This is a genomic window from Altericista sp. CCNU0014 (assembly GCF_044923475.1).
In the GTDB taxonomy this organism is placed as follows: domain Bacteria; phylum Cyanobacteriota; class Cyanobacteriia; order Thermosynechococcales; family Thermosynechococcaceae; genus JAAURS01.
In genome coordinates this window covers 4710741-4735425 of record NZ_CP137338.1, presented here as the reverse complement: position 1 = coordinate 4735425, position 24685 = coordinate 4710741, and the positions used below count along the sequence as shown (strand labels likewise).

The window sequence follows — 24685 nt, the reverse complement described above, 5'->3', positions numbered from 1 at the left end:
CCGTGGTTGTTGCCCAAGCAAAGCTCTAGTGCCCCCAAAGTTACTCTGCATGCAAGAAGCCATACCTGAACCGCTGAAGTCCATTCAGACCAACGTTATATCGTTAGGCAAGCCCCCTCATTATTGGGAGGGACTTCGCCTGAAGGTGACATCCATTGTGGCCGGAAGCTTTGCGGTTCTTTTTTTGACCCAATTTGCAGCGGTACGCACCATTTTGTTAGGAAACTTTGCGCGCATTGAAGAAGACCGCGCTCTCACTAATGCCGCACGCCTTCAAAGTGCACTGACCAGCGAGATCGCTCGGCTCAATGATGTCACAACGGACTACTCCACATGGGATGAAACCTATCGCTTTGCGGAAGGCCGTAACCCTCAATATGTCCAAACGCAGCTCTACGAAACTATCTTCGGAAGCTTAAAAATAAATACAATCGCGATCAAAAATCAATCTGGCAAACTGCTGGCAAAAAAGGGATTAGATTTTTATACGTCCAGCACGATCGATCCGCCCTCAGAGTTTATAAAATATACTTCGTTCAGCGTCAAAGACTTAAACGGCTCTGGACAGGGCAAAGTACTAGGGGTTTTGTCCTCATCGGCAGGGCCAATGCTGGTTACGAGTCAGCCGATCCTTAAAAGTGAAGGGACGGGGCGAGAAAATGGGGTGCTGAGTATGGGGCGCTTTATCGATCCGCCCATGCTTAAGAAACTGTCTGACAACGTGCAGCTTCCGGTCACGCTTTACCCCTATCCAGAGTCACAGCTTCCCAAAGAAATTCAAAGGCTCATTCATACCAAGCTTCAAAACACTGCGATCGCAGCCGAGATCGCAGGAGAGAACTCTATTACGAGCTACGTGCGAGTCAACGATGTGTTTGGGAACCCCGCACTGGTGCTCAAGGCCGAAAACGATCGCGAAATCTATGTCCAGGGGTTAAATAGTCTTAATTACTACTTTTGGTCTACGTTGCTCATCGGCCTTGCCTTCTGTGCCCTTGTGCTTTTTCTTCTAGAGCGCTTTATTTTATCCAGGTTGAGCCACCTGAGCCAAGGGGTTAGCACGATCGGCTCCCAAGGCACGCTGCTCGCACGGGTCCATCTCCCAGGACAGGACGAGCTAACGCAGTTGGCTGAGACCATTAATCACACCTTAGATCGGCTCCAACAGGCGCAGCAGGCCCTTCAAAGTAGCGAAGAACGCTATACCTTAGCGGTCATCGGCGCTAACGATGGCATTTGGGACTGGGATTTACAGAACGATACTGTTTACTTTTCACCGCGCTGGGAAAAGATTCTGGGCTATGCCGAGACAGAATTCGAGCAGTCCTTAGAGGCGTGGTTTGGACATCAGCACGCTCAGGATTTGCCGGAATTTAAGGCGGCCATTAAAGCGCATTTAGAGGGGCACACCCCCTATCTCGAACACGAGCATCGGACGATCCGCAAAGACGGTACGGAGTGCTGGGTTATGTGTCGGGGGTCAGCCGTTCGGGACAGTCAAGGAACACCCTACCGGATGGCGGGTTCTCTGACGGACATCAGCGATCGCAAAGCTGCCGCCCAACTGCTTGCCCGTCAGGCAGAAGAACTGGCCCGCTCCAATCAAGAACTAGAGCAGTTTGCCTATATTGCATCCCACGATTTGCAAGAGCCACTGCGCAAAATCGAAGCCTTTGGCGATCGCCTCAAGCGCAAGTACGATAAAACCTTGGACGAACAAGGGCACGACTACCTAGCGCGCATGCAAAATGCAGCGGGTCGAATGCGCACCCTCATCCAAGACCTGCTGGCCTTTTCTCGCGTTACCACGCAATCGCGGGGTTTTATATCCCTATCGCTCTCAACGCTGCTTCAGGACGTTTTGGGCGACTTAGAAGTGCGCGTGCAGGAGACCCGCGCTCGAGTGAGCGTTGGACCCATGCCCACCCTTGAGGCGGATGCGCTTCAAATGCGGCAGCTCTTTCAAAATTTGATCGGCAACGCCCTCAAGTTTCAGCAGCCCAGCGTTCCGCCCATCATCTGCATTCAATGCAGCGAAGAACGCTCAGGGAACTCGGACTCGGCGCAGTCTTTTTGTCGTATCGCAGTGTCCGATAACGGAATCGGCTTTGATGAAAAGTATCTAGACCGAATCTTTAAAGTGTTTCAGCGCCTGCACGGACGCAATGAATACGAAGGGACCGGGATTGGCTTAGCTGTGTGCGCCAAAATTGTCGAGCGTCACGGCGGCCAGCTTACGGCCCAAAGCACCCCCGGTCAAGGCGCGACATTCATCGTCGTCTTGCCGCTCGAGCAGCCCAAAAGTGAAGGAGACCGCACCCCATGACCGCAGTTCCAAAGCATCGACTCGTTGTTTTAATGGCTGACGACGACGAAGACGATCGCATGTTTGCCCAAGATGCGTTCGAAGAAAGTGGGTTACCCTATAGTCTCACCTTTGCGAACGATGGAGAAGTGCTGATCGACTACCTCAATCGCTGTTTAGAACCCGACGAATCGAGCCGCTCGCTCCTACCCGACTTGATTTTGCTAGATCTGAATATGCCTCGAAAGGACGGTCGCGAAGCGCTCCGCGAAATTAAAGCAAACCCTAAACTGCGCCATATTCCGGTCGTGGTACTCACAACCTCTAGCTCGCAGGGAGACGTTTACCGAAGCTACGACATTGGCGCAAACTCCTACATTACTAAACCCGTCACCTTTGACGCTTTAGTTGACGTTCTCAATACACTAGGCAAATACTGGTTTTCAGTCGTGCGGCTTCCGCGCGAAGGGTACTCAAACAATGCTGGGTAAGGATGCTTTAAAGCTACTGCTAGTCGAGGACGATGAGGATGACTATCTGTTGACCTCGGACGTGCTCTCGGAGATCTCTAGCGTTTCCATCGCCGTTACCTGGGTTACGACGATGGAAACCGCTTTAGAGATCCTGCGTACCCAAGCCTTCGATGTGTGTCTATCGGACTACCAGCTTGGCAAAAACACTGGCATCGAGCTGCTCAATGCTGCTGCAGCTCAGCACTTAACGGTTCCCATCATTATGCTCACGGGTCAGAGCAATCGCGATACTGACCTCGCAGCAATGAAGGCGGGCGCATCAGACTATCTCGTCAAAGCAGACATCACCCCCGCAATGGTAGAGCGCTCCATTCGCTATACGCTCAATCACGCGCTCACCCTAGCTGCGCTAAAAGAAAAAGAGCAGCAGTACGCACTGGTTGCCCAGGCCTCCAACGATGGCATTTGGGACTGGAATTGGCAAACTCGAACCATTTATTTTTCGCCCCGCTGGCTTGCAATTTTGGGGTATGAATTACATGAATTGCGGCCAACGCCCCAAGAATGGGTTGACCGCATTCATCCAGAAGACAAAGCGCGGGTTGAGGTGGAGCTGAGGAGCCATTTGTCTGGCGAAAAGGCGGTCTTTCGGAGCGAGTACCGCATTCGTCACAAAGATGACAGCTACCGTTGGGTGCTCAGCCAGGGGCTGGCAGTGCGCGACGACCGAGGGAGCATCCTCAGAATAGCGGGTTCTCAAACCGACTTAACCCATCACGTTGCGCTCTTCGACCAGCTCACCAGGCTTCCCAGCCGAGCCTTGTTTCTAGAACAGCTGAGGCGGGCGTTTAGTCGCATTGAACGTCAATCTGGCTACCAGTTGGCCGTACTGTTTTTAGACTGCGATCGCTTTAAGGTCGTCAACGATAGTCTAGGACACGCCATTGGCGATCGGCTCTTGCAAGCAGTAGCTCAGCGCCTAGAAGACTCCCTGAGACCGGGAGATGTGGTGGCGCGATTGGGGGGCGACGAATTTGCGATTCTGCTGGAAAACCTTCAGTCCCATCAAGATGCAGAACATATCGCCACGCGCATCAACCAAGCGCTGGCAAGACCGTTTAACCTACAGGGGCATACCGTTTATATTTCTGGAAGCATCGGGATTGCCTTCAATGACCGCCCTGCCCAACTCTCCCTTTCCCAACAGCCCGAAGATCTGCTGCGGGATGCGGACACTGCAATGTATCGCGCCAAAGCCGCTGGGAAATCGCAGTATGCAGTCTTTGAGAACACCATGCACCAACAGGCACAGCGGTCTCTTCAGCTCGAAACCGACTTGCGCGGTGCCATGGAATCAGAGCAGTTTCAGTTGTTTTATCAGCCCATTTGGTCGCTTGCCACAAATGCGATCGCTGGTTTTGAGGCACTGATCCGCTGGTCTCATCCCACGCGAGGTCCGATCTCACCTGCCGAGTTTATTCCCATTGCAGAAGAAACGGGTCTCATTTTACCCATCGGTCAATGGGTAATCCAAGAGGCTTGTCGCCAAATGCACCTTTGGCAGAACCAGTTCCCGACTGCGCGGTCGTTCACGGTCAGCGTTAATTTATCTGCAAAGCAATTTTCTGAAACCAACTTAGTCAAACAGATCCAAGCCACCCTAGATCGGACTGGGTTTCCTCCCCATCGGCTCAAGATTGAAATTACGGAAACCATGATTGTTGAAAACCCCCCAGCAGCGGTTCAGATTCTGACGCAGCTTCAGGCTTTAGGGATTCAAATTCAGGTGGATGATTTTGGAACCGGCTATTCTTCACTGAGCATGCTCCACAGTTTGCCGCTCGATACGCTCAAAATTGATATTTCGTTTATTCGGCTGCTCGAAACCGACCCGGACAATGCGGAAATTGTCAAAGTAATTATTACGCTGGCTCAAAATCTGGGAATGATGGCGATCGCCGAGGGGGTCGAAACGGAATCTCAGCTCCGACAGCTTAAAGCGTTGGGCTGCGATTTTGCCCAAGGCTATCTGCTGGCTAAACCCCTTCCACCCTTGGAAATCGAGCGGCTGTTGGCAGCATTAGAACCTGCGCTCTTCAGCTAAGGTAAGAGCTACGGATAAAAGGCTAACTGCGGCAAGCCCAACGTTTCATCCCAGCCCATCATCAAATTGAGGCACTGGATGGCCTGCCCGGCCTGTCCCTTGATCAGATTATCGATCGCCGAAATCACGATCGCTCGGCCCGTGCGCTCGTCCACCTCAATGCCGATGTAGCAGAGATTGGTCCCGCAGGCCCACTTTGTCTGCGGAAATACGCCCGTCGGTAAAATCCGAACCCAAGGCGAAGCGCGATAGAACGCAGAGTAAATGGTGATTAGGTCTTCCCCCACCAATCCCGGATCGCGAAGGCTGGCGTAAACCGTCGCTAAGATGCCGCGCGGCATGGGCACTAGATGGGGTGTAAACTGCACCATCATGTCCTGCCCCGAGAGTTCGCGGCAAATCTGCTCGATTTCTGGGGTGTGGCGGTGGTGCGCTACGCCATAGGCCCCAATCGAACCATCGGCTTCCGCCAGTAACATGGGAACCTTCCCCTGTCGCCCGCCCCCTGAAGTCCCGGACTTTGCATCGATGATAATGCTGTCGAGTCCGATGAAGCCCTGCTTGAGGAGAGGGGCCAGCGCCAGCAGGCTGGCCGTTGGGTAGCAACCCGGACAACCTACCAGTTGGGCGATCGCCAATCGGCTGCGATTGATTTCTGGTAAGCCATAGACCGCTTTTGTCGCTACTTCGCGGTCCGTGCGGGCTTGACCGTACCAATGCTCGTAGGTGCTGAGGTCTGAAAATCGGTAGTCAGCAGACAAATCCAAAACCTTACAGCCTTTTTCAATGAGGGGCGCAGCGATCTGCACCGCCAATCCATTGGGCAAAGAGAGAAACACCACCTGAGCGCGGCGGGCAATCTCGTCCAAATCGATGGGTTCGACGACCAGCTTCGTGCGATGGCTCAGATGAGGATATAGGTCGCCAAAGGGTTGACCCGCGCTACTGTCCCCCCCCAAATAAACTACCTCGACATTGGGATGGTCCAGGAGCAGGCGCACGAGCTGAACCCCGCCATATCCCGAAGCGCCAACGATCGCAACTGGTACCTTTGTCTGAGACCCCGTATCCATGAGATATCCTACTGATTCGGTTTAGCGTTCGATGCTCGAACTGTTGATGCATTGTAGTACCAAACGGCAGGGATTGTAGTGTAACGCGCGCCAGATCTACCATTTTGAAGGAGGGAAGGTAGCAAAAGGTTCTTCTCGAAGCTGTAGAAACACCCCCAGCGCTTCCGCACAGAAGATTTGCGGTACCGCAATTATTGCACTCTATCCTCACAATACCCGCGACCGAAAAGATGCTTTTGTTGAAGACAATTCATTGATATTTTTCCTGTTGAGAGCGACGTGCCGCAGCATCAAACGTCATTACATTGAGTTATGAGCTAAATCCAAAGAATCAGCTAGATCGAGGTATAGCCTCATTTTTTTTATCTTTAGATAAATTCTCTCGTGATAGAAAAGTTATCCTAGAAAGATTGAAATTTAGGCCGATAAGGCTCGAACATCAGACCCGTTGAACTTTATAGGTAAAAGACGATAGCTGCAACCCCATGGCATTGAATTGATTCAGCTTACCTTTGAGGTCGCCCGAGTTTCTGAACAGATACGCCTGTACTAGATGCCGATTAATGGCCCGTTTTAAACTTTAGGCTATAGTCTTATGTCGCACCTGCCCCAGATAACCCAAGAGCCGATCCCCATCAATTCTCCCACACCGCTGCGATGTCTTTTTTTAGAAGATGCAGCGGAAGATGCACAACGGATCGTGCTGACTCTCAAAGAAGCCCGTCTTCCCTTCACCCACGATCTTGCGGACGATATAGAAACTTTTGAAGATTGTTTGCGCAGGCAAACTTACGATATTGTGTGCTCGGAGTACCGTTTGTCAAACTGCACCGGACTCGAAGCTTTCCAGCGCTTGCAGGCATCTGGACAAGAGATTCCATTCATTTTAGTGACGGGGAGCCTCGGCGAAGAAGCTGCCGTCGAGTGCATTAAGGCTGGGATGACCGACTGCATCCTCAAAGATCGGTTGGTTCGACTGCCGCTGGCAATCGAGCGCGCCCTCAAAGAATTCGATCTGCGCCGACAGCAGCATCGTGCAATGATGCAACTGAAACAGCAGGCTTGGCGGGAAGCAATTTTGAACCGCATCATTCAAGCCATGCGAGAACCCTTAGTGCTCGAGGACGTCCTGCAAGTCACGACTGAAGAAATTCAGGATGCACTTGGCATCAGCCAATCCTTTATCGTTTGGCAGTCGCCAGAGGGGCAATTGCAGCTTGCCTACGCCAGCCATTCAATGCCCAATCGCGCCGAGACGATCGGCCAGCCTTACAGTTGTCCCTTGTATGTCGCGTATCGAGCTGCTTTGGAACGGGGTCAAAGTGTTGCATTGTCTCGGATAGACGACTCGCTTCCCGAGGCGTTGCAAGCCACAGCGGCTGAGTTTGGGTTTAAAGCCGTCGTGCTGGTCCCCATAATGCACCAGCAAGCATTCATCGGCTTCATGTGCCTGCAACAGTGCGATCGCGAACGGGAGTGGAACGAAGGCGAACTCGCCCTCATGGTTGCCGTGGTCGATCGGTGCGCGATCGCCATGCATCAGGCCCAACTGTACCAAACCACTCGGACGGAACTGGCAGAATGCAGGCGCGTTGAAGAGCAACTGCGACACCACGCCTTTCACGATCCCTTAACGAATTTACCCAACCGGGCCTTGCTGACCGAACGCTTGCAGCACGCCCTCGACATGAACCAACGACGGGCGGCTCGTTACTCGACCAAAGATTTGCCGCAAGTCGCTGTTTTATTCCTCGACCTCGATCGGTTTAAGGTCATCAACGATAGTTTGGGACACGTATTAGGCGATGCGCTTCTCAAAGTCGTCGCCCAACGGCTTGAGTCCAGTCTGCGCAGAGGGGATACCATCGCGCGGATCGGCGGCGATGAGTTTGTTTTTTTGTTAGAAGACGTCAAAAGTTTGGAGGATGCGCTAGAAGTTGCCGAGCGGATCCGCTACACCCTCAAGCCTGCCATCAATCTAGAAGGGCATGAGATGTTCGTCAGCGTCAGTATTGGGATTGCCTTGGGCGCGCTCCACTATACCCAAGCCGAACAAATCCTGCGGGATGCCGATATTGCCATGTACAAAGCCAAACAGCAAGGTCCGGGCCGCCACGAAGCGTTTGATACTTCGATGCACGCGGCGGCCTTGGAGCGCCTTCATTTAGAGCACGATTTGCAACGCGCCCTAGAACGCCAAGAGTTTTGGCTCTACTATCAACCAATTGTCGACCTTCAGACCCAGAAGCTCAGCGGGTTTGAGGCGCTCCTGCGGTGGCAGCATCCCGAGCGCGGATTGGTCATGCCGGGCGCGTTTATGGCCGTCGCTGAAGAAACGGGTTCGATCGAGCCGATCGGCCAGTGGGTGCTTCAAGAAGCCTGTCGGCAACTCAAGCAATGGCAGTTAGAAGGCCCGCAACGATCTGCCTTGACCGTTAACGTAAATCTATCTGCCCGCCAATTTTCTCAGCCACACCTGCTCCACCAAATTGACCTGACCTTGAAGCAGACGGGGCTAGACGCGCGATCTTTGAAATTAGAAATTACCGAAAGCACGCTGATTGGGAATCCCGACCTAGCGGTGTCTGTGCTCCAAGCCTTGCGCGATCGCCAAATTGATATCTGCATTGATGACTTTGGCATCGGCTACTCTTCTCTGAGCCATCTCCATCGCTTTCCCATTAACATGCTGAAAATCGATCGATCGTTTGTCGCTCAGGTCCGGGAAGACACAGCGCACCACGAAATTCTAAAGGCCATCATTCATTTAGGGCACAACCTTGGCTTGAAAGTCATCGTGGAAGGCGTCGAGACGGCTCAACAGTTAGCTTTGCTGAAGGCAAATGGCTGTCTTTACGGTCAAGGGTACTGGTTTGATAGCATGTTTGATAGCATGCCGCAGTTCAAATCGGCATAGTTCGCTCGACAGTGCGGTGCCTCTCCGCACGGGGGCTTCGAGCCGCAGCCCTTTTGTGTTTTGAATTACAAAAAACTCGTAAACTGAAGTAAGGCTGTTCTACCGAGGATGCAACCCTTTAGAATGAGAATAGCCATTAAGAAACGTTACGGTAAGTGCCTTGAATTCCTCTCAATCGGCGGCATCTCCTCGATTTCAATTTGACTCTATTGAAGCGGCACTCGCCGATATCCAGTCAGGGCGAGCAGTTGTGGTGGTGGATGATGAAAACCGCGAAAATGAAGGCGATGTCGTCTGCGCGGCTCAGTTTACTACGCCGGAAATGATTAATTTTATGGCGGTTCAAGCACGCGGGCTGATCTGCCTTGCCATGACGGGCGAGCGCCTGGATGCCTTGGACTTACCCCTGATGGTGACTCACAATACGGATCGCAATCAGACGGCTTTTACGGTCAGCATCGACGCATCTCCAGCACTCGGCGTCTCCACGGGCATTTCAGCAGAGGATCGCGCCCGTACCATTCAGGTGGCCATTAATCCCAACACTCAGCCTTCCGACCTCCGGCGACCAGGGCATATTTTTCCGCTGCGATCGCGCGAGGGGGGCGTGCTCAAGCGGGCGGGCCACACGGAGTCGGCGGTGGATTTGGCGCGCATGGCGGGGCTTTACCCAGCGGGCGCGATCTGCGAAATCCAGAACCCGAATGGTTCGATGGCAAGATTGCCGGAGCTGATCGACTACGCTCGCGAACACCATCTTAAAATCATCAGCATTGCCGATTTAATTAGCTATCGGCTGCAGCACGAGCGCTTTGTCCATCGCGAAACGGTCGCGGAGTTGCCGACGGAGTTCGGGCAATTCCAAATCTACGGCTACCGCAATACCCTCGATAATTCAGACCACGTCGCGATCGTGAAGGGGGATGTGGATAAATTTGGCGATCGCCCGATTATGGTGCGCGTCCACTCCGAATGCCTGACGGGAGATGCCCTCGGTTCTCTGCGCTGCGACTGCCGGATGCAGTTGCAGGCGGCCCTCAAGATGATCGATGCCGTAGGCGAAGGCGTGGTGGTATACCTGCGTCAAGAGGGACGCGGAATCGGCCTTATCAACAAACTCAAAGCCTACACGTTACAAGATAAGGGATTCGATACCGTCGAAGCCAATGAGAAGTTAGGCTTCCCAGCAGATTTGCGCAACTATGGTGTAGGAGCGCAGATCCTCAACGATCTGGGCATCCACAATATTCGTCTGATTACTAACAACCCGCGTAAAATTGCCGGACTCAAGGGTTATGGCCTGGACGTAGTGGGTCGAGTGCCGCTGTTGATCGAGGCAACGTCGTTTAATATGGCGTATCTCAACACGAAGGCTGAAAAACTCGGCCACATGCTGCTGCAAACTTTCTTATTGACGATTGGCATTCAATGGAAGGACACACCGACGGAGGACGAAAGCTACGAGCGTCTCGAAAAGCTCCGCCACCTAGCCGATACGCAGCATTTACTCCTGCAAGAAGAAACCCGTCCCGTCGCAACGGCAATCTTCGGTCGCTCGGCGCTGGTGGTGCATTTGGGGCTGGATCAGCCGCAGGTGGCAGATGCAGATTGGTTTACGCAGCCAGGGCATCCCTACATGGGGGCGATCGCCCGTATTCTGGAAGACCTGAGGACTTGGCCCCAGGCGGCGCTGTTCGAGTTTCTTATTTCTCCCGGCACAGATCCCTTCAAGACGCTCCAAATCAAGCTAGATCGCCAGGATGTGCAGTCTCATAATCTGACGCAATCGGCGCTCAACCATCTGGAAACCCAGCGGATTTATACGGTTTCGTTGTAAGGGGAGCATGGGGGGCGATCGCCTACCATAGAAGAGAAAACCGTGGGTTTGATGCGGCATGGCGGTGGAGATTGAGTTGCAGCCTCATCTGCGATCGCCTTTCTCGAAGACATCATCGAAAAATCGGATGAAGGACTCCGTAGCGGTCTTGGAGCGAACATAATCTCCATAAATGATGAGTCAAAAGATTCTGCATGATGGACTTAAGCAAACTTCTGTACTATGTAGAAGGGCTATTAAGGCCATGCAAACGACTTTCGTCGCGCTCGCGCTTCGCCCTCCGTACAAAGGCGTTTTAACCTATGACCACAATTGAAACCAGAACCGAGCCGATGGTGCTCAACATGGGACCGCACCACCCCTCCATGCACGGGGTATTGCGGCTGATGGTGACCCTAGACGGCGAAAACGTCATCGACTGCGAACCCGTGATCGGGTACCTGCATCGCGGCATGGAAAAAATTGCCGAGAACCGCACCAACATCATGTTTGTGCCCTACGTGAGCCGCTGGGATTACGCCGCAGGCATGTTCAACGAGGCCGTGACCGTCAACGCCCCCGAAAAACTAGCCGATATTAAAGTCCCCAAACGGGCCAGCTATATCCGTGTCATCATGCTAGAGCTGAACCGGATTGCCAACCACCTGCTCTGGCTTGGCCCCTTCTTAGCAGACGTGGGCGCCCAAACCCCCTTTTTTTATATCTTTCGCGAGCGGGAACTCATCTACGACTTGTTTGAAGCCGCCACAGGCATGCGGTTCATCAACAATAACTACTTCCGCATGGGCGGCGTCGCCGCAGACCTCACCTACGGCTGGGTCACCAAATGCCTCGACTTCTGCGACTACTTTCTGCCCAAAGTAGACGAGTACGAACGGCTCATCACCAACAACCCCATCTTTCGCAAACGCCTCGAAGGGATTGGCACCATCACCCGCGACGAAGCCATCAACTGGGGGCTATCCGGCCCGATGTTGCGCGCTTCTGGGGTAGATTGGGATTTACGGAAAGTCGACCATTACGAATCCTACGATGACTTTGACTGGGACGTGCAGTGGGAGACGGGCGGCGACTGCCTCGCCCGCTATGCCGTCCGCATCCGCGAAATGCGCGAGTCGATCAAGATTACGCGCCAAGCTCTAGAGCAGCTTCCCGGCGGACCCTACGAAAACCTCGAAGCCAACCGGATGCTGGAGGGCAAGAAGTCCAAGTGGAATGAGTTTGACTACCAATTTTTAGGTAAAAAGCTAGCACCTACTGCAAAAATACCCGAAGGGGAACTCTACGCGCGGGTAGAGACAGGCAAGGGCGAACTCGGCATTTATCTGATCGGCAGCGATAATGTCTTCCCTTGGCGCTGGAAAATTCGGGCCCCGGATTTCAACAACCTCCAGATCTTGCCAAAATTGGTCCAGGGCTATAAAGTCGCCGACCTCATTGCAATTTTGGGAAGCGTTGACGTCATCATGGGTTCTGTAGACCGATAAATTTCGTAGGGGCGCACATACCTTGCACCCTTTCAGGGGACGATCGACGCCAGCCGATGGGTATCCCGCTCATCGGCTGTTTGGGTTTAAAAAAGCGCGTTACATCGTCATCCGATCGCTCCGTATGGGAAAGCATTTTGTTATGCCGCAAGTTCCCGATGGGGACAGTTCATAAAAACCATTTGTTATTGTCTAAGGCTTAGTTCCCTCAAATTCGTGGGTGAGACAGTAGTTTGAGCTTATTTGTAGGGCGCTCGTAGCAACTTGCAAGCCAGGTCAAGTGGCAGGAGGTGAAATGAGTATTCCAACATTAAACTCGGTTGTCCCAGTCTTAGCTTCGCTTGATATCTCTAAGACGATTCAGTTTTATTGCTCTGTGTTTGGGTTTGCCAAAATTTATGAAGAGCCAGCAGTCTACGGTATCGTTCAGCGTGATGCGGTACAGATTCATTTTTGGGCATGTTCTGAAAAACACATTGCTGAAAACACTGCATGTCGTGTCAATGTCAAAGAAATTGATGCGCTGTATGCTGAATTTCAACCCAAAGGGGTCATTCATCCCAATGCGCCATTACAGGAAAAGCCTTGGGGAACGCTTGAATTTGGCGTTTTAGATGAAGATGGCAACCTCATCACGTTTTTTGAGGAGACTCAGCAAGATTAGCGTTCATTTAAGGTGTTTTTGAAATGTGGCTCTCTATGATTGCAGCGGCATAACAACCCAGCTGGAGCGGATTTGCAAGGTTGATTGTTGTTGCGACAAAAGCGATAGGTTGCCGCTCAACCGGAACGTTAGCGATGGTTGCTTTCCCTCAAAGCGTTGCAGCTCCACCCGCCCCTACCGCCAGACAGTTTAATCGGACATTTTGCAATTGTGAAATCCTTTACGCCCAATCATATTGGGGGACTGTACGCCCTTCTTGCCTACGGATCGTGGGGTCTCGTGCCGCTGTACTGGAAGCATTTTGGCACCGTTCCGGCCCTTGAAATTCTAGGCCACCGGATGGTTTGGTCGAGCCTTTTACTGCTGATGGCGCTGGCGGTTCAGCAAAATCTACCGGAGCTAAAAAAACTGCTGGTTTCACCGCGACGATGGCTGCCGCTGTTGCTCACCTCCGCCATTTTGTCTCTAAACTGGGGGCTGTATATCTATGGGGTTAGCACCAGCCAGATTATTGAAACCAGTCTGGGATATTTTATTAACCCGTTGGTAAATGTCTTGTTGGGCGTGCTCATTCTCAAAGAGCGGCTGACTTGGGGACAAAGCGGTGCAGTCTTGTTGGCAACCCTGGGGGTGCTGAACTCCGTCCTATCTCTGGGACAGGTGCCTTGGTTAGCCTTAACCCTAGCCGTATCCTTTGGATTTTATGGGCTATTGCGGAAGCTGATTCCGGTCAGTCCTTTGGTAGGGCTGACCGTGGAGACTTGTTTGCTGTCCCCCGTGGCGATCGCCTATCTCGCCTTTCTCAACACCCAGCACGCCAGCCATTTTGGGCAAAATGCTACGCTCGCACTGCTGTTTGTCGGCGCTGGCGTCATCACGTCCCTACCGCTGCTGTGGTTCAACAACGCTGCCCAGCGTCTGCGGCTCTCCACCCTAGGCTTTTTCCAGTATCTTGCCCCTAGTTTGCAGTTGGGGTTAGGAGTACTGGTCTACCACGAACCATTTACCCAAGCTCATCTTGTAACTTTTAGCCTGATTTGGGCTGCTTTAGCGCTCTATTCAACCACTTCGATTCTCCAAAACAGAGCTGCTTCGCCATAGTACAGATCTACATCGCACTAAGCGCTACGATTTGCGTAGGTCGCCATCGGCTCTTTAATCCAGCGGATATAGAGGTGTTTAAAGGTAGAACGCAATACGCGCGGCGCGCCAAAATCAATGGGCATCATCTTTTCAGGCAGCAACCAACCATCGATCGCCAAATCCTGAGGCATCAGCAGCGGATAGTTAATCTCAACATCATTTAACCCCAGACGACTTGCAGCCCTCTGAGTCGGGATCAAACGCGGATCTACCTTCAAAATCTCAACCAAAGCACGGTCTAGGGCAAACACATTGCCAGAAGCAGCCAACACGCCTAAATCCCTAGGCTCTCCCGCACTTGGCCCATTGCCCTCATGCCCAATAATGCCATCCAAAATCGTCAAATCTGGGTTAATGGTACGGGCGGTTTCCACTAGCATTTCGCCAAACCGCTCCGCATCCTTGCCCGCTTCTAAATGCCACCACGCCTTCATCTTGCCAGGGACGCAGCCAAACAGATTTTTAACCCCTAAGGTTACCGTTAGCTGCACGTGAGACTTCACCTTGGGTAGATTAATCACCACATCCGCATCCATCGCTTCTTTAGACAAACGCAAACGATCGAATGCCTCTCCCACGGCCTCATACCGCGCCCCATGGAACTCCACCACGGGAATCTCTAGCTCCTCCAGCATTGGTAGGTAGCCATTGGCCTTTGCTACCCCATAGGCTGACCCAAAGGCAGGGCCATCCCCTAAGAAGGGTTTGCCGCCTGCTTCCTTCACCAATTGCGCCACGCAGGACACCACTTCAGGACGAGTGGTGCATTCCTTCGTGGGCCGTGCGCCCGTCAGCAAATTGGGCTTCAGCAACACGCGATCGCCCCTTTTCACAAAAGCACCCATCCCGCCCAGAGGGTCGAGCAACGCTTCTATTGCAGTTCTCAGCGCAATGAGATCGCCGTAGCTATGGGCGCGAACCAAAGAAACAGGTACCGTTGGCATGGAATTGCTCCTGCGATAGAAGGTCGATGGAAAGCGCTTACGTAGAAGGAGCCGAATCGGGGTTTGGAGGTACAGAGACTTCCTCCGCTGCGGCGGCTTGCTTTTGAAGTTCCTCAGCACGCTGCTGCTGGCGGCGGCGCTCTCCTTCAATGAACTCAGCCAGGGCTTTGCGCGCCTGCTCTAACTTATCGAGATTGCCCCGATATAGCTCGAGGTCCCTTTGGATTTTGCTCGCCGATAGGTTCAGCGGGGCTGCCAGCTTCTCAATAAACTCGTTGAGCTTTGCCTCTTCCGCCACCAAGGCCGGGTCGGCAGATTCGAGGAGGTTATAAACGCCAATGGCAAACAGACGGCTGTATTTGAACTTGGCATTGACGGCGATCGCGTGCAGCGTCCCCGCTAGCCCTTCGCCCCCAGCAGAGGCAGACTGCGTCACCCAATTCAGCAAGTCTTCGGAACTGCGGCCTGCAACCGCTACCTTTGCCGACTCTGCCTCTGCCCGAAACTGAGCGGGGTCGATCTCCTCAGCGCGACAGAGCGCGTTGAAAATAGAGTCTCGGTCGGGCGCTGGCTCGTAGCCAGCCATAAAGCGATCGAAGGTGCCAACCACTCCGAGAGCAAAGATGGGGTCGTAGCGGAAATCTTCATTAACGCGCAGAAGGTGGATTTCCACCATCAGCTCTTCCACAACCCGTCGGTACACCGACGAAACGGGACGGGTGTGTAAGGTATAGAAGGCTCTTTTGGTATCGGAAACGGTACGGACGGTATTCACAACGCAAAGACGCTTGATAAACTTCTGTTATTTTCTCACTTATAGTGCGATCGCTGCCACGGGATCTAAATTCATGCCGCTCCCCACTGTGATATTACCCGGCTATCTTGCCGCCGCCCGCGACTATTTAGCCCTAGAGCAGTACCTGACTCAAGCAGGTTTCCCGACCGTAACGGTACCGCTAACGCGCCAAAGTTGGTGGGTAACGCTCGGCGGGCGGCCTGTAACGCCCATCTTAAGCCAGCTAGACCGAACGATTCAGCAGGTTTTAAGCCAAACCCAAGCCGATCGAATCAATCTCATCGGACATTCGGCAGGGGGATGGATTTCTCGCATTTACATGGGCGATCGACCCTATTGCGGCCAAAAGTGGGCGGGACAGCCCCAAGTCAGTACCCTCATGACCTTGGGCACGCCCCACACCAGCCAAGAACGCTGGACGCGTCGCAACCTGGATTTTGTCAATACCACCTACCCCGGCGCGTTTTACGAATCGGTCAACTACGTCTGCGTTGCGGGCAAAGCCATCTATGGCAAACCCAGCCTGCGTCCGGGCGAGTGGTTTACTTACCAAAGCTACCAAATCACAGGCGGGATAGGACAATGCTGGGGCGATGGCATTACGCCCGTCGAAGCGGCTCATTTAGAAGGCGCTACCAACCTGGTCCTAGAAAACGTGCGACATTCGCCCCAAACCTCTGACGCCCTCGATCGGGGGCAAGGCTATCGTTGGTACGGTTCGCCAGAAGTTGTCTCGCAATGGATTCAATATCTGGCTTAGCGTCCGCTCGATCTTCGTTGTTTTGCGATCGCCTCTAGGCCCTAGAGCCTAGACCTCACACCCATCTGCGGTATTGGCCGAACTCCGACACGTTCGAGCGTTCTAGTTTTTGGGAGAAACCCGAACGGCAGGAGATACAGACAGCGTATCTTCCTGAACGGGTGCGGTGTCGAGAAATTCCTCTACGTCGATATAGGTCGAATCAGCACCTCGCGTAATAGGCCCGCGAGCGCGAACTCGAACGTCCATTAAATCTTGCAAAACCTGTTGTGGATTGTCCTTGGGTTCGAGGGTTAGCAACAACCCCTTACAGGAGCCGCCGTATTCTTCCGCAACGCAAATGACATTTTGTCCGTTTGCTTTGCCTGTGGTCAAAAAGGCAAGGGTTCCGCTGTCGTAAAAGGTCTGAAACCGCCGAGACACTTCTAGGCAGCGGCTTTCAGGCGTGTAGTTATTGAGCCCGTTGGCAAAAAAGCTCGATTTCCAGCGAATCATCAAAACGTTTCCCCGTTGAGTTCGCGCGATGGTCGTCGGGATTTCATCCCCTGCTGCAGAACTCTGACTCTTGCCGCAGAAAAACCGACTGCCGGATTGAGGCTCGGCTTGAGCGGGCACGACGCGCGTCATGGCACAAGTTAGACCTAGAGCTGCAACGGCAGCAGCCTGGAGAAGAATAGATTTCATAGATGTTTCCGAGGGAAAGGCGATATTGACGAGCGAGATAAAGAAATACAAACAAAGGCCAAAGATTCAGGAACTCTGTCTTCTTAATAAGATAATATGCCATAATTTTCTAAATGTCTGGCGATCTGAAGCTCTATCCTTATGTGACCTAAATCACTGGCAGGAGTGACGAGTGCTGCTAGTTTTCTAACCTAGAAACTGGTGACATGTAAGGGCTGCAGTCAAAGCCATTCAAAAACTGCTGCGATCGATTTTATAAAGTTGTGTGCCCGAGTCGATTCTCTCTAAACGACCCCATTGCTTTGAGTTGCATTCCTGAAAATGCAACGATTGAAACAAAAACTTAACTTCGTTCAAACTTTAAAAAGCATGCGGTCTTATGTTTTAGGTCGACCTTGGGGTCGATTTTGGTGTGCGGTGGCGTTGAGTGCAATTGGAACTGGATATTTACTGCCAGATAGCGAAGCTCAGACCTTAAACGATCCGAGTCGGATCGAGCGACAACTGCCTCCCCCCAGTTCGCCGACGCCTCAACCGGAGATTTCTGTCCCTCGACAGGAAGACCTGACCGTTCCCCCCGGTACAGATCGGCAGAAGTTTCAGCTGCGATCGTTGGAAATTGAAGGCGCGACGGTCTATTCAACAGAACGTTTTGCGCCCTTCTACGATCGGTCGATCGGAAAAGACGTCAGTCTAGCCGATCTCTATGGGATCGCCGCAAAAATCACTCAGTTTTACCGTCAGTCCGGCTACGTACTGTCCTTTGCGGTAGTGCCGGAGCAGACCATCGTCGACGGCAAAGCCCGCATTCAAGTCATTGAAGGCTACATCGAAAAAATCGAGCTAGAGGGCGCGCCAAAGCCGCAGCTCGATCGCATTCAAGCCATAACCGATAAGATCTTGGCGTCCCGACCGCTTCAGGTTAAGGATCTAGAACGCCAGCTTCTTCTTGCCAATGACTTAGCCGGGATTAAAGCCCGAGCGGTGTTGCGGCGAGGCAGCAGCTTGGGAACCTCAACCCTACTCGTACGGGCAGCCTACGATCCGATCGATGTCTTTGGGGAGCTGACCAATCGCGGCACTGAAGAAGTAGGCCCGCTCCGCGCTCAAGCTGGCGTTTCCCTCAATTCCATTTTGGAAGAAGGGGAGCGCGTTACCGTTCGAGGTGCAACCTCCCTCAGCAACCCCAGCGAACTGGCTCTAGGCAGCATCAACGTTGTCGCGCCCATCGGGAATGACGGTCTAAAACTGAATCTAGATGGCTCTTATACTAGCGTCAACCCCCGTGGCGATTTACGCGATTTAGGCATTAACGGACGGACTGTTGCCCTAGAAGCGGGATTGACCTATCCGATCGTCCGTTCCCGTCAAACCAGCATTTATTTGAAAGGCAGCTTTGACTACGCAGACAGTCGCAACAGGTCTGAGCTGCTGGACGCTGTTTTGTCTCAAGATCGACTTGCAGTGGTACGGTTGGGCGTTCAGTTCGAAAACCTCGATCCGTTAGGAGCGTTCCAAGGTTCGTTTCAAATTTCCCAGGGCGTGGGGGGAACCGAGACCGGCACCGCTACCGAGCCGCTCTCGAGAGCAGCAGGCAGCGCAGTGTTTACCAAACTCAATTTAAACCTCACGCGCAATCAGAAACTCCCCAGTCGATTTAATTTATTGCTGTCCGGCAAGGCTCAGATTACAGGGGACGCGCTTTTGACAAGAGAGCTCATTGGACTGGGAGGAGAAACCTTTGGCGGCGCGTTTGACCCGGATGTCCTCTTAGGCGACTACGGCTACGGTCTGCGCGCAGAACTACAGCGCCCTTTTCTGTACCGGGGGTTTGGACTACCCATGGCAACCCAGCCTTATATTTTTGCCGATTACGGCCAAGTGTTTCGCAACGCGCCCACAGCTGCAGAAAATTCCTCAGATGCGTTGGGTTCAGTTGGGCTGGGAGTGCGCCATAGTTTTAATTCCAATGTATTTGTCGGACTGGAACTTGCGTTTCCCTTCGAGCGAACGGATGTTTCTTTTAAGAACGATCCTCGACTCTTTTTTGTCATCACTGGTTTCTTTTAAGCAAGGTGTACTATGACTTGGCGTTCTTGCATCTCATTCCTGTCTTCAATTGAATTTGTACGTATGGATCGTCGGCTTATCAGAAACAAATCTTTGCTGTCATCGTCCGTCCTGCCCAAGCCAACTCAGACCGATTTCTCATCTCGATCGCTCTGGAAATTCGCCCGCAGTCTCCTGCTGGGAGCGACTGGTGCAATCGTTTGGGCATTACCAGGAGCAGCACTTCCCCAAGGCGGTAGTGTCTCCGCAGGACAAGCTGAGATTCAGCAGCCGAGCGCGGAGAAGTTGAACGTCGTGCAAACCTCCAATCGCGCTGTAGTGAACTGGGACAGCTTTAGTATTGGGGCTTCAGAGTGGGTCAATTTTCAGCAACCTTCAGCAAACTCTGCTACCCTCAACCGAGTTACCGGAAGCTTTACTTCGGAAATTGCAGGTCGGTTGACCGCCAATGGGCAATTGTTTTTAGTCAATCCCAATGGCATTTTATTCACCCCCACCGCCCAAATTAATGTCGGCAGTATTTTAGGAACCACGCTAGATATCCATAACTCGGATTTTATGAGCGGTGCGTTGAAGCTCTGGCAGATGCCGGACAAGCCGCTCGGCACTGTTGAAAATCAGGGCAGCATTACGGTAAAAGAGGGTGGATTTGCAGCTTTAGTCGCACCTGGCGTTGCCAATCGCGGCATCATTAATGCCCGTCTCGGTCAGGTCGTTTTGGGATCTGGCACGACAGCAACGCTCGATTTCTACGGCGATGGGTTGATTTCCTTTGCAGTAGATCCTGCGATCGCAGGTCAGGTCCTCGGGCGTAACGGTCAGCCCCTAAGTACCCTTCTGAGCAATAGCGGTACTATCAATGCAGATGGGAGCATCGTGATGCTAAGCGCTCAAACTGGGGCAAAGGCGATCGACAATACCATCAACATGGACGGAGTGATTCTGGCCCGTACCCTAGAAAATCGCCAAGGCCAGATTGTCCTGTCAGGAGGAAGTACTGGAGCGGTCTCGATTTCTGGAACCCTGGATGTTTCTGGCAAAGGCTTAGCAGAGCGAGGCGGCACGGTGCAGGTGTTGGGTCAACAGATCGACCTTGCCAAAACGGCTCAGCTTTTGGCCTCTGGAGATAGCGGCGGCGGTACTGTCTTAGTGGGCGGAGATGTTCGAGATAAGGAAAGCCTCCCCACGTTATTCAGCACAAATATCAACGCAGGTGCTCAGATTGAGGCCGATGCGCTTAACAATGGTAAGGGCGGCACGGTCGTTGTTTGGTCGGACGGCATTACTGCGATGAACGGCAATATTTTTGCCCGAGGTGGTCCCAATGGTGGTGACGGTGGTTTTGTCGAGACCTCCGGCAAGACAGGGCTGAGTATTGCACAAACGGCTCAAATCGACGTGGGAGCTAGTATCGGCAAGGGTGGAACTTGGCTGTTGGATCCAGATCGGTTATTTATTGCGAAATCCATCACTTTCGATGACACGCTGGCATTGTTCTCTGGAGCGACATTACTGGCACCCCCAACAGGCGACTTCACCATCGATCCAAGTGTAATTGTTAATGCTCTGAATAAAGGTAACGTCGATCTAGCGGCCAATCAGTTGATTCAGGTTGATGCAGCGATCGACAGCAATACGCAAACCAACGGTAATATCCTTGCCTTTAAGGACCAAAACCTGGATGGAAACCTCACGGTCAATCTCAACGCACCGATTTTACTGGGTACCAGTCAGATACTAACTGGGGAAGCAACAACTGTTAATGTCAACCAAGCTGCTCCTGGAATCCTCCAAAATGGGGTGGATGTAGCAACATCTGGAGCGACTGTAAATATCGGTAGTGGTACATTTACAGGAACGGGCAGTCAGGTCGTCAGTATTATTGGGAAAGACCTCACGGTAAAAGGGCAGGGTCCTGCCAACACGATCGTTGATGGTGAAAATACTCGACGAGTGTTCGATCTTGCTAGAGATAATGCAATAACTCTTGATAGCTTGACCATCACCAGAGGCAATGCAGGATCGGGCAACGGCGGTGGAATTCAATCTATTGGTGTCGGCAATTTAACAATTTCTAACAGCAATGTTTCTGGTAACTCAGCAGCAAACTCTGGAGGAGGTATTTACAACAGCGGCAATATCAGCGAAAACGGCGAAGTTATTAGTAATTTGACGATTTCCAATAGCTCCGTCTCTGACAATATAGCTACAGGAGCAGAGATTGAAGAAGGCTTTACTTCTACAGGCTTGGGAGGCGGTATTTATAACGAATTCAGCAACCTAGCAGTGACGAACAGCAGCATATTCAACAACTCAGCAAATGGGTTTGGCATTGGAGGTGGCATTTATAACTCTGGCTACTTTGACAGTGATTTTAATAGTTCGCTTGGTAGTTTCACGATCGCGAACAGCAGTATTTATGACAACAAAGCAGTCAGTGGAGGGGGAGGTATTTACAGTATCGATAATCTATCGATAACTGACAGCACTATCACTCGCAATTCTGCAAGCGACACTGCTGAAGGAGGCGCTTTTGGCGGAGGGATTGCTAGCTTTGGTGCTTTATCGCTAACAAATAGTATTGTCTCTGAAAACTCTGCAAGCAATGGTATTGGAGGCGGCATTTTTAGTATTGGCTACTATTCTAGTGAGATTAGCGGTAGCATCGTCGGAAATTTGAGTATCTCCAACAGCACTATTTCTGGGAATTCGGCGTCCTCCGGGGGAGGTATTTACAATATTGGTCCGTTAACATTGAGTAGCAGCACTATTTCTGGAAACTCGGCGATCGCAGATGGTGGCGGCATCTACAATTACGGATTTAACGATGAAGCCAATAATTTTTACGGCAACTTGTCGGTAACCAACAGCACCATCTTCGGCAACTCAGCAGGTACTTCCGGTGGTGGTATTTTCAACCTCTACGGCCCTGGGAAAATAACTTACAGCACGATCTCCGGCAACTCAGCCGGCACTTCTGGCGGAGGGATCTTTGACAGTAACGATATCAGCACATATACATTGAGCGTTGGCAATAGCATCCTTGCGGGTAACAGCGCCCCTGCCGATGCGGAAGTTTCAGCGTCCGCAGGGGCTGGATTTTTTATCTCTAATGGGTTCAATTTGGTCGGTCAAAATGGGAATGCAGGTGGATTCCCCGCTATTGGGACCGATATCGTGTTAGCTGGCTCGATCGATACTGTTTTAGGGCCACTTGCAGATAATGGCGGTCCCACGCAAACTCTAGCGTTATTATCCGGTAACCCTGCTTTGGATGCAGCAAGCCCCGATCCATCCATCACAACAGACCAGCGCGGGACAGCGCGGCCTCAAGGTGGTACTTCCGATATTGGTGCTTTTGAATCTAGTCCTAGCCCAGAACCTTCTCCTAGTCCTTCTCCTAGTCCTTCTCCTTCTCCTTCTCCTTCTCCCAGTCCTTCTCCCAGTCCTTCTCCCAGTCCTTCTCCCAGTCCAGAACCTTCTCCTAGCCCTTCTCCTAGTCCTTCTCCCAGTCCAGAACCTTCTCCCAGTCCAGAACCTTCTCCTAGCCCTTCTCCCAGTCCTTCTCCCAGTCCAGAACCTTCTCCTAGTCCAGAACCTTCTCCTTCTCCCAATCCAGAACCTAGCCCTTCTCCTTCTCCCAGTCCAGAACCTAGCCCAGAACCCTCCCCTAGTCCTTCTCCTAGTCCTTCTCCCAGTCCAGAACCTAGTCCTTCTCCTTCTCCTTCTCCCAGTCCTAGTCCAAATCCGACATCCAATGACATCACAAACGAACCTACTCGTATCACCAAAGAAACCGTTACACCTCCTTTAGCTTTTGAGCAAGAACAAAATGCCGATGCTCCCCCACAGGGGAATGTCACTATCGCCAAAGCTATAATCCCGCCGCAACCTGATGCACCTCTTGCAGAATTGGATCGGTACTTTAGTTCTGCCATAACAAGCTATTTAGGGAGCAGCAATCCTCCTGCGGATACAGTCGAACAGGCCCAAACTGTTTTAGGTAAAGTCTCTTCCGATTCTCCTGGGGTCAATCCAAGCCTCATTTACGTTTACTTTGCACCATCAACCAATAAACCCGTAGCAAACAGCCTCCGCAGCCCCTCAACATTACTCGCCTCCACGGACCTCTCTTCTTCCGTATTACGAGGCAACTCAGTCGCGCAAAATGCAGAAGACGCAGGTATCGAGTCAAAAGAAAAGTGTTTATCCGAAAAACCTGCTAGTCCCTCCGATCCCATCTGGCAGTTTGACTCTTGCGGTTGGGATCGCTTGTTCCCCAAAGGGCTAGCGGGACGGGATAGCGATCAACTCATTCTGGTTCTGGTCACAGTCGATGGAAAAGTGATTCGCAAGCGGGTTCCTGAGGCAACGCGAGGCACGATGGTGAAGGCGGTCAGACGACTGCAAGGAAGCCTCCAGAGATTGACTGATTCTAAAACGTATCTGCCCCAGTCTCAGCAGCTTTATCGTTGGATGGTCGCACCGCTAGAGGAAGCGCTGAAAGCGGCGAAGGTGAATAACCTAGTCTTTGTGATGGATAAAGGGTTGCGCGCGCTCCCGATCGCAGCCCTTCACGATGGCACCGGATTTGTCGTCGAGCGCTTTAGCGTAGGTGTGATGCCCAGCCTCACCCTAACCGATACCCGCCGGGTAAACCTTCAAGACGCGCAGGTGCTGGCAATGGGAGCCTCGGAATTTCAAGATCAAGCTGCGCTGCCTGCCGTGCCGTTAGAACTATCCACCATCGAAAAAATCTGGTCCGGACAATCGCTGCTGAACGAATCGTTTACACCCCAGCAACTCAAGCAACTGCGATCTTCCAAACCCTATGGCATCGTCCATTTAGCCACCCATGGCGAGTTCCAAGCCGGAAATCCAGAACTATCCTACATTCAGTTTTGGAACAGTAAGGTTAACCTCAAACAAATGCAATCCTTGGAGTTGACTCAACCCAGCCCCGTTTCTTTGCTGGTCTTGAGCGCGTGCCGCACGGCTCTGGGCGACCAAGATGCAGAACTCGGGTTTACGGGTTTGGCGGTTTCGGCAGGGGTGCAAACTGCCGTTGGCGGTCTCTGGAATATCAGCGATCTCGGCACCTTAGCACTCATGAGTAGCTTTTATAGCAACTTAAAACAAGCGCCGATCAAAGCCGAGGCTCTCCGACAAGCACAGGTCGCGATGCTTAAGGGACAAATTCGAGTCGAAAACGACCAGTTGATCGCAGCAGGACTGAATATTCCCCTCTCGCTCAAGCTGCAAGAACAAAGTGCTGACCTCAGTCACCCCTACTACTGGAGCGGCATTACGATGGTGGGCAATCCTTGGTAAGGATAAGGTAGGATTGTTCGAGTACAAAATTTCTTGCCCTTTGCTAGTACAGATGCACCAAACGGTTTTCCACTGCTGGGCTGGAAAACCGTTTGGT

At 52.3% G+C, this 24685-nt stretch carries 15 protein-coding genes; 11 read left to right on the top strand and 4 right to left on the bottom strand.

Going from position 1 to position 24685, the window contains the following annotated elements:
- The first annotated feature begins 49 nt into the window (after nt 1-49).
- Genes R6H26_RS22595 through R6H26_RS22585 form a run of 3 tightly spaced genes read left to right on the top strand, consistent with a single transcriptional unit; the run spans nt 50 to nt 4882 of the window.
- Entirely contained in the window at nt 50-2326 is a 2277-nt protein-coding gene (locus R6H26_RS22595; protein ID WP_404785744.1) for a CHASE4 domain-containing protein, read from the top strand.
- Nucleotides 2323-2796, top strand: a complete 474-nt coding sequence (locus R6H26_RS22590; protein WP_404785742.1) for a response regulator — start codon at nt 2323-2325, stop codon at nt 2794-2796. The genes R6H26_RS22595 and R6H26_RS22590 overlap by 4 nt, the downstream gene beginning before the upstream one ends.
- Nucleotides 2786-4882, top strand: coding sequence for a putative bifunctional diguanylate cyclase/phosphodiesterase (locus R6H26_RS22585; RefSeq protein ID WP_404785740.1), 2097 nt, complete (start codon nt 2786-2788; stop codon nt 4880-4882). Before R6H26_RS22590 ends, R6H26_RS22585 begins: the two co-directional genes overlap by 11 nt.
- Nucleotides 4883-4890: 8 nt before the next feature.
- On the opposite strand, the gene argC is transcribed toward R6H26_RS22585, so the two are convergent.
- A complete protein-coding gene (gene argC / locus R6H26_RS22580; protein ID WP_404785738.1) occupies nt 4891-5955 on the bottom strand; it encodes an N-acetyl-gamma-glutamyl-phosphate reductase in 1065 nt (354 codons plus the stop codon).
- Between the two features lie 595 nt (nt 5956-6550).
- On the opposite strand from argC, the gene R6H26_RS22575 reads away from it, so the two are divergent.
- The 5 genes from R6H26_RS22575 to rarD all read left to right on the top strand — a co-directional run bounded on the left by R6H26_RS22575 (nt 6551) and on the right by rarD (nt 13961).
- Nucleotides 6551-8872 carry an EAL domain-containing protein gene (locus R6H26_RS22575; protein ID WP_404785736.1) on the top strand — a complete coding sequence of 774 codons (2322 nt, stop codon included), beginning with the start codon at nt 6551-6553 and terminating at the stop codon, nt 8870-8872.
- Nucleotides 8873-9032: 160 nt separating this feature from the next.
- A complete protein-coding gene (ribBA, locus tag R6H26_RS22570; protein WP_404785734.1) occupies nt 9033-10709 on the top strand; it encodes a bifunctional 3,4-dihydroxy-2-butanone-4-phosphate synthase/GTP cyclohydrolase II in 1677 nt (558 codons plus the stop codon).
- 302 nt (nt 10710-11011) lie between these two features.
- Complete coding sequence (locus tag R6H26_RS22565) at nt 11012-12196, top strand: NAD(P)H-quinone oxidoreductase subunit H (protein WP_404785733.1); 1185 nt, start codon at nt 11012-11014, stop codon at nt 12194-12196.
- 295 nt (nt 12197-12491) lie between these two features.
- Complete coding sequence (locus R6H26_RS22560; RefSeq protein ID WP_404785732.1) at nt 12492-12860, top strand: bleomycin resistance protein; 369 nt, start codon at nt 12492-12494, stop codon at nt 12858-12860.
- A gap of 138 nt (nt 12861-12998) precedes the next feature.
- Complete coding sequence (gene rarD, locus R6H26_RS22555) at nt 12999-13961, top strand: EamA family transporter RarD (RefSeq protein WP_404785730.1); 963 nt, start codon at nt 12999-13001, stop codon at nt 13959-13961.
- A gap of 17 nt (nt 13962-13978) precedes the next feature.
- Here the strand turns inward: rarD and R6H26_RS22550 are convergent, their stop codons facing one another.
- Entirely contained in the window at nt 13979-14947 is a 969-nt protein-coding gene (locus tag R6H26_RS22550; protein WP_404785728.1) for a DUF362 domain-containing protein, read from the bottom strand.
- A gap of 37 nt (nt 14948-14984) precedes the next feature.
- On the bottom strand, nt 14985-15722 hold the full coding sequence (gene psb29, locus R6H26_RS22545; RefSeq protein WP_404785727.1) for a photosystem II biogenesis protein Psp29: 738 nt from the start codon (nt 15720-15722) through the stop codon (nt 14985-14987).
- A 73-nt stretch (nt 15723-15795) separates the two neighbouring features.
- Here psb29 and R6H26_RS22540 point away from each other — a divergent pair, with 73 nt between their 5' ends.
- Entirely contained in the window at nt 15796-16503 is a 708-nt protein-coding gene (locus R6H26_RS22540; RefSeq protein WP_404785725.1) for a lipase family alpha/beta hydrolase, read from the top strand.
- A gap of 102 nt (nt 16504-16605) precedes the next feature.
- Here the strand turns inward: R6H26_RS22540 and R6H26_RS22535 are convergent, their stop codons facing one another.
- Entirely contained in the window at nt 16606-17187 is a 582-nt protein-coding gene (locus tag R6H26_RS22535) for a COP23 domain-containing protein (RefSeq protein ID WP_404785723.1), read from the bottom strand.
- A gap of 369 nt (nt 17188-17556) precedes the next feature.
- Between R6H26_RS22535 and R6H26_RS22530 the strand changes: the two genes are divergently transcribed.
- Nucleotides 17557-19257, top strand: coding sequence for a ShlB/FhaC/HecB family hemolysin secretion/activation protein (locus R6H26_RS22530; RefSeq protein WP_404785721.1), 1701 nt, complete (start codon nt 17557-17559; stop codon nt 19255-19257).
- Nucleotides 19258-19320: 63 nt separating this feature from the next.
- Nucleotides 19321-24588: a CHAT domain-containing protein gene (locus tag R6H26_RS22525; RefSeq protein WP_404785719.1), complete on the top strand. Its 5268-nt coding sequence runs from the start codon at nt 19321-19323 to the stop codon at nt 24586-24588.
- Nucleotides 24589-24685 lie beyond the last annotated feature (97 nt).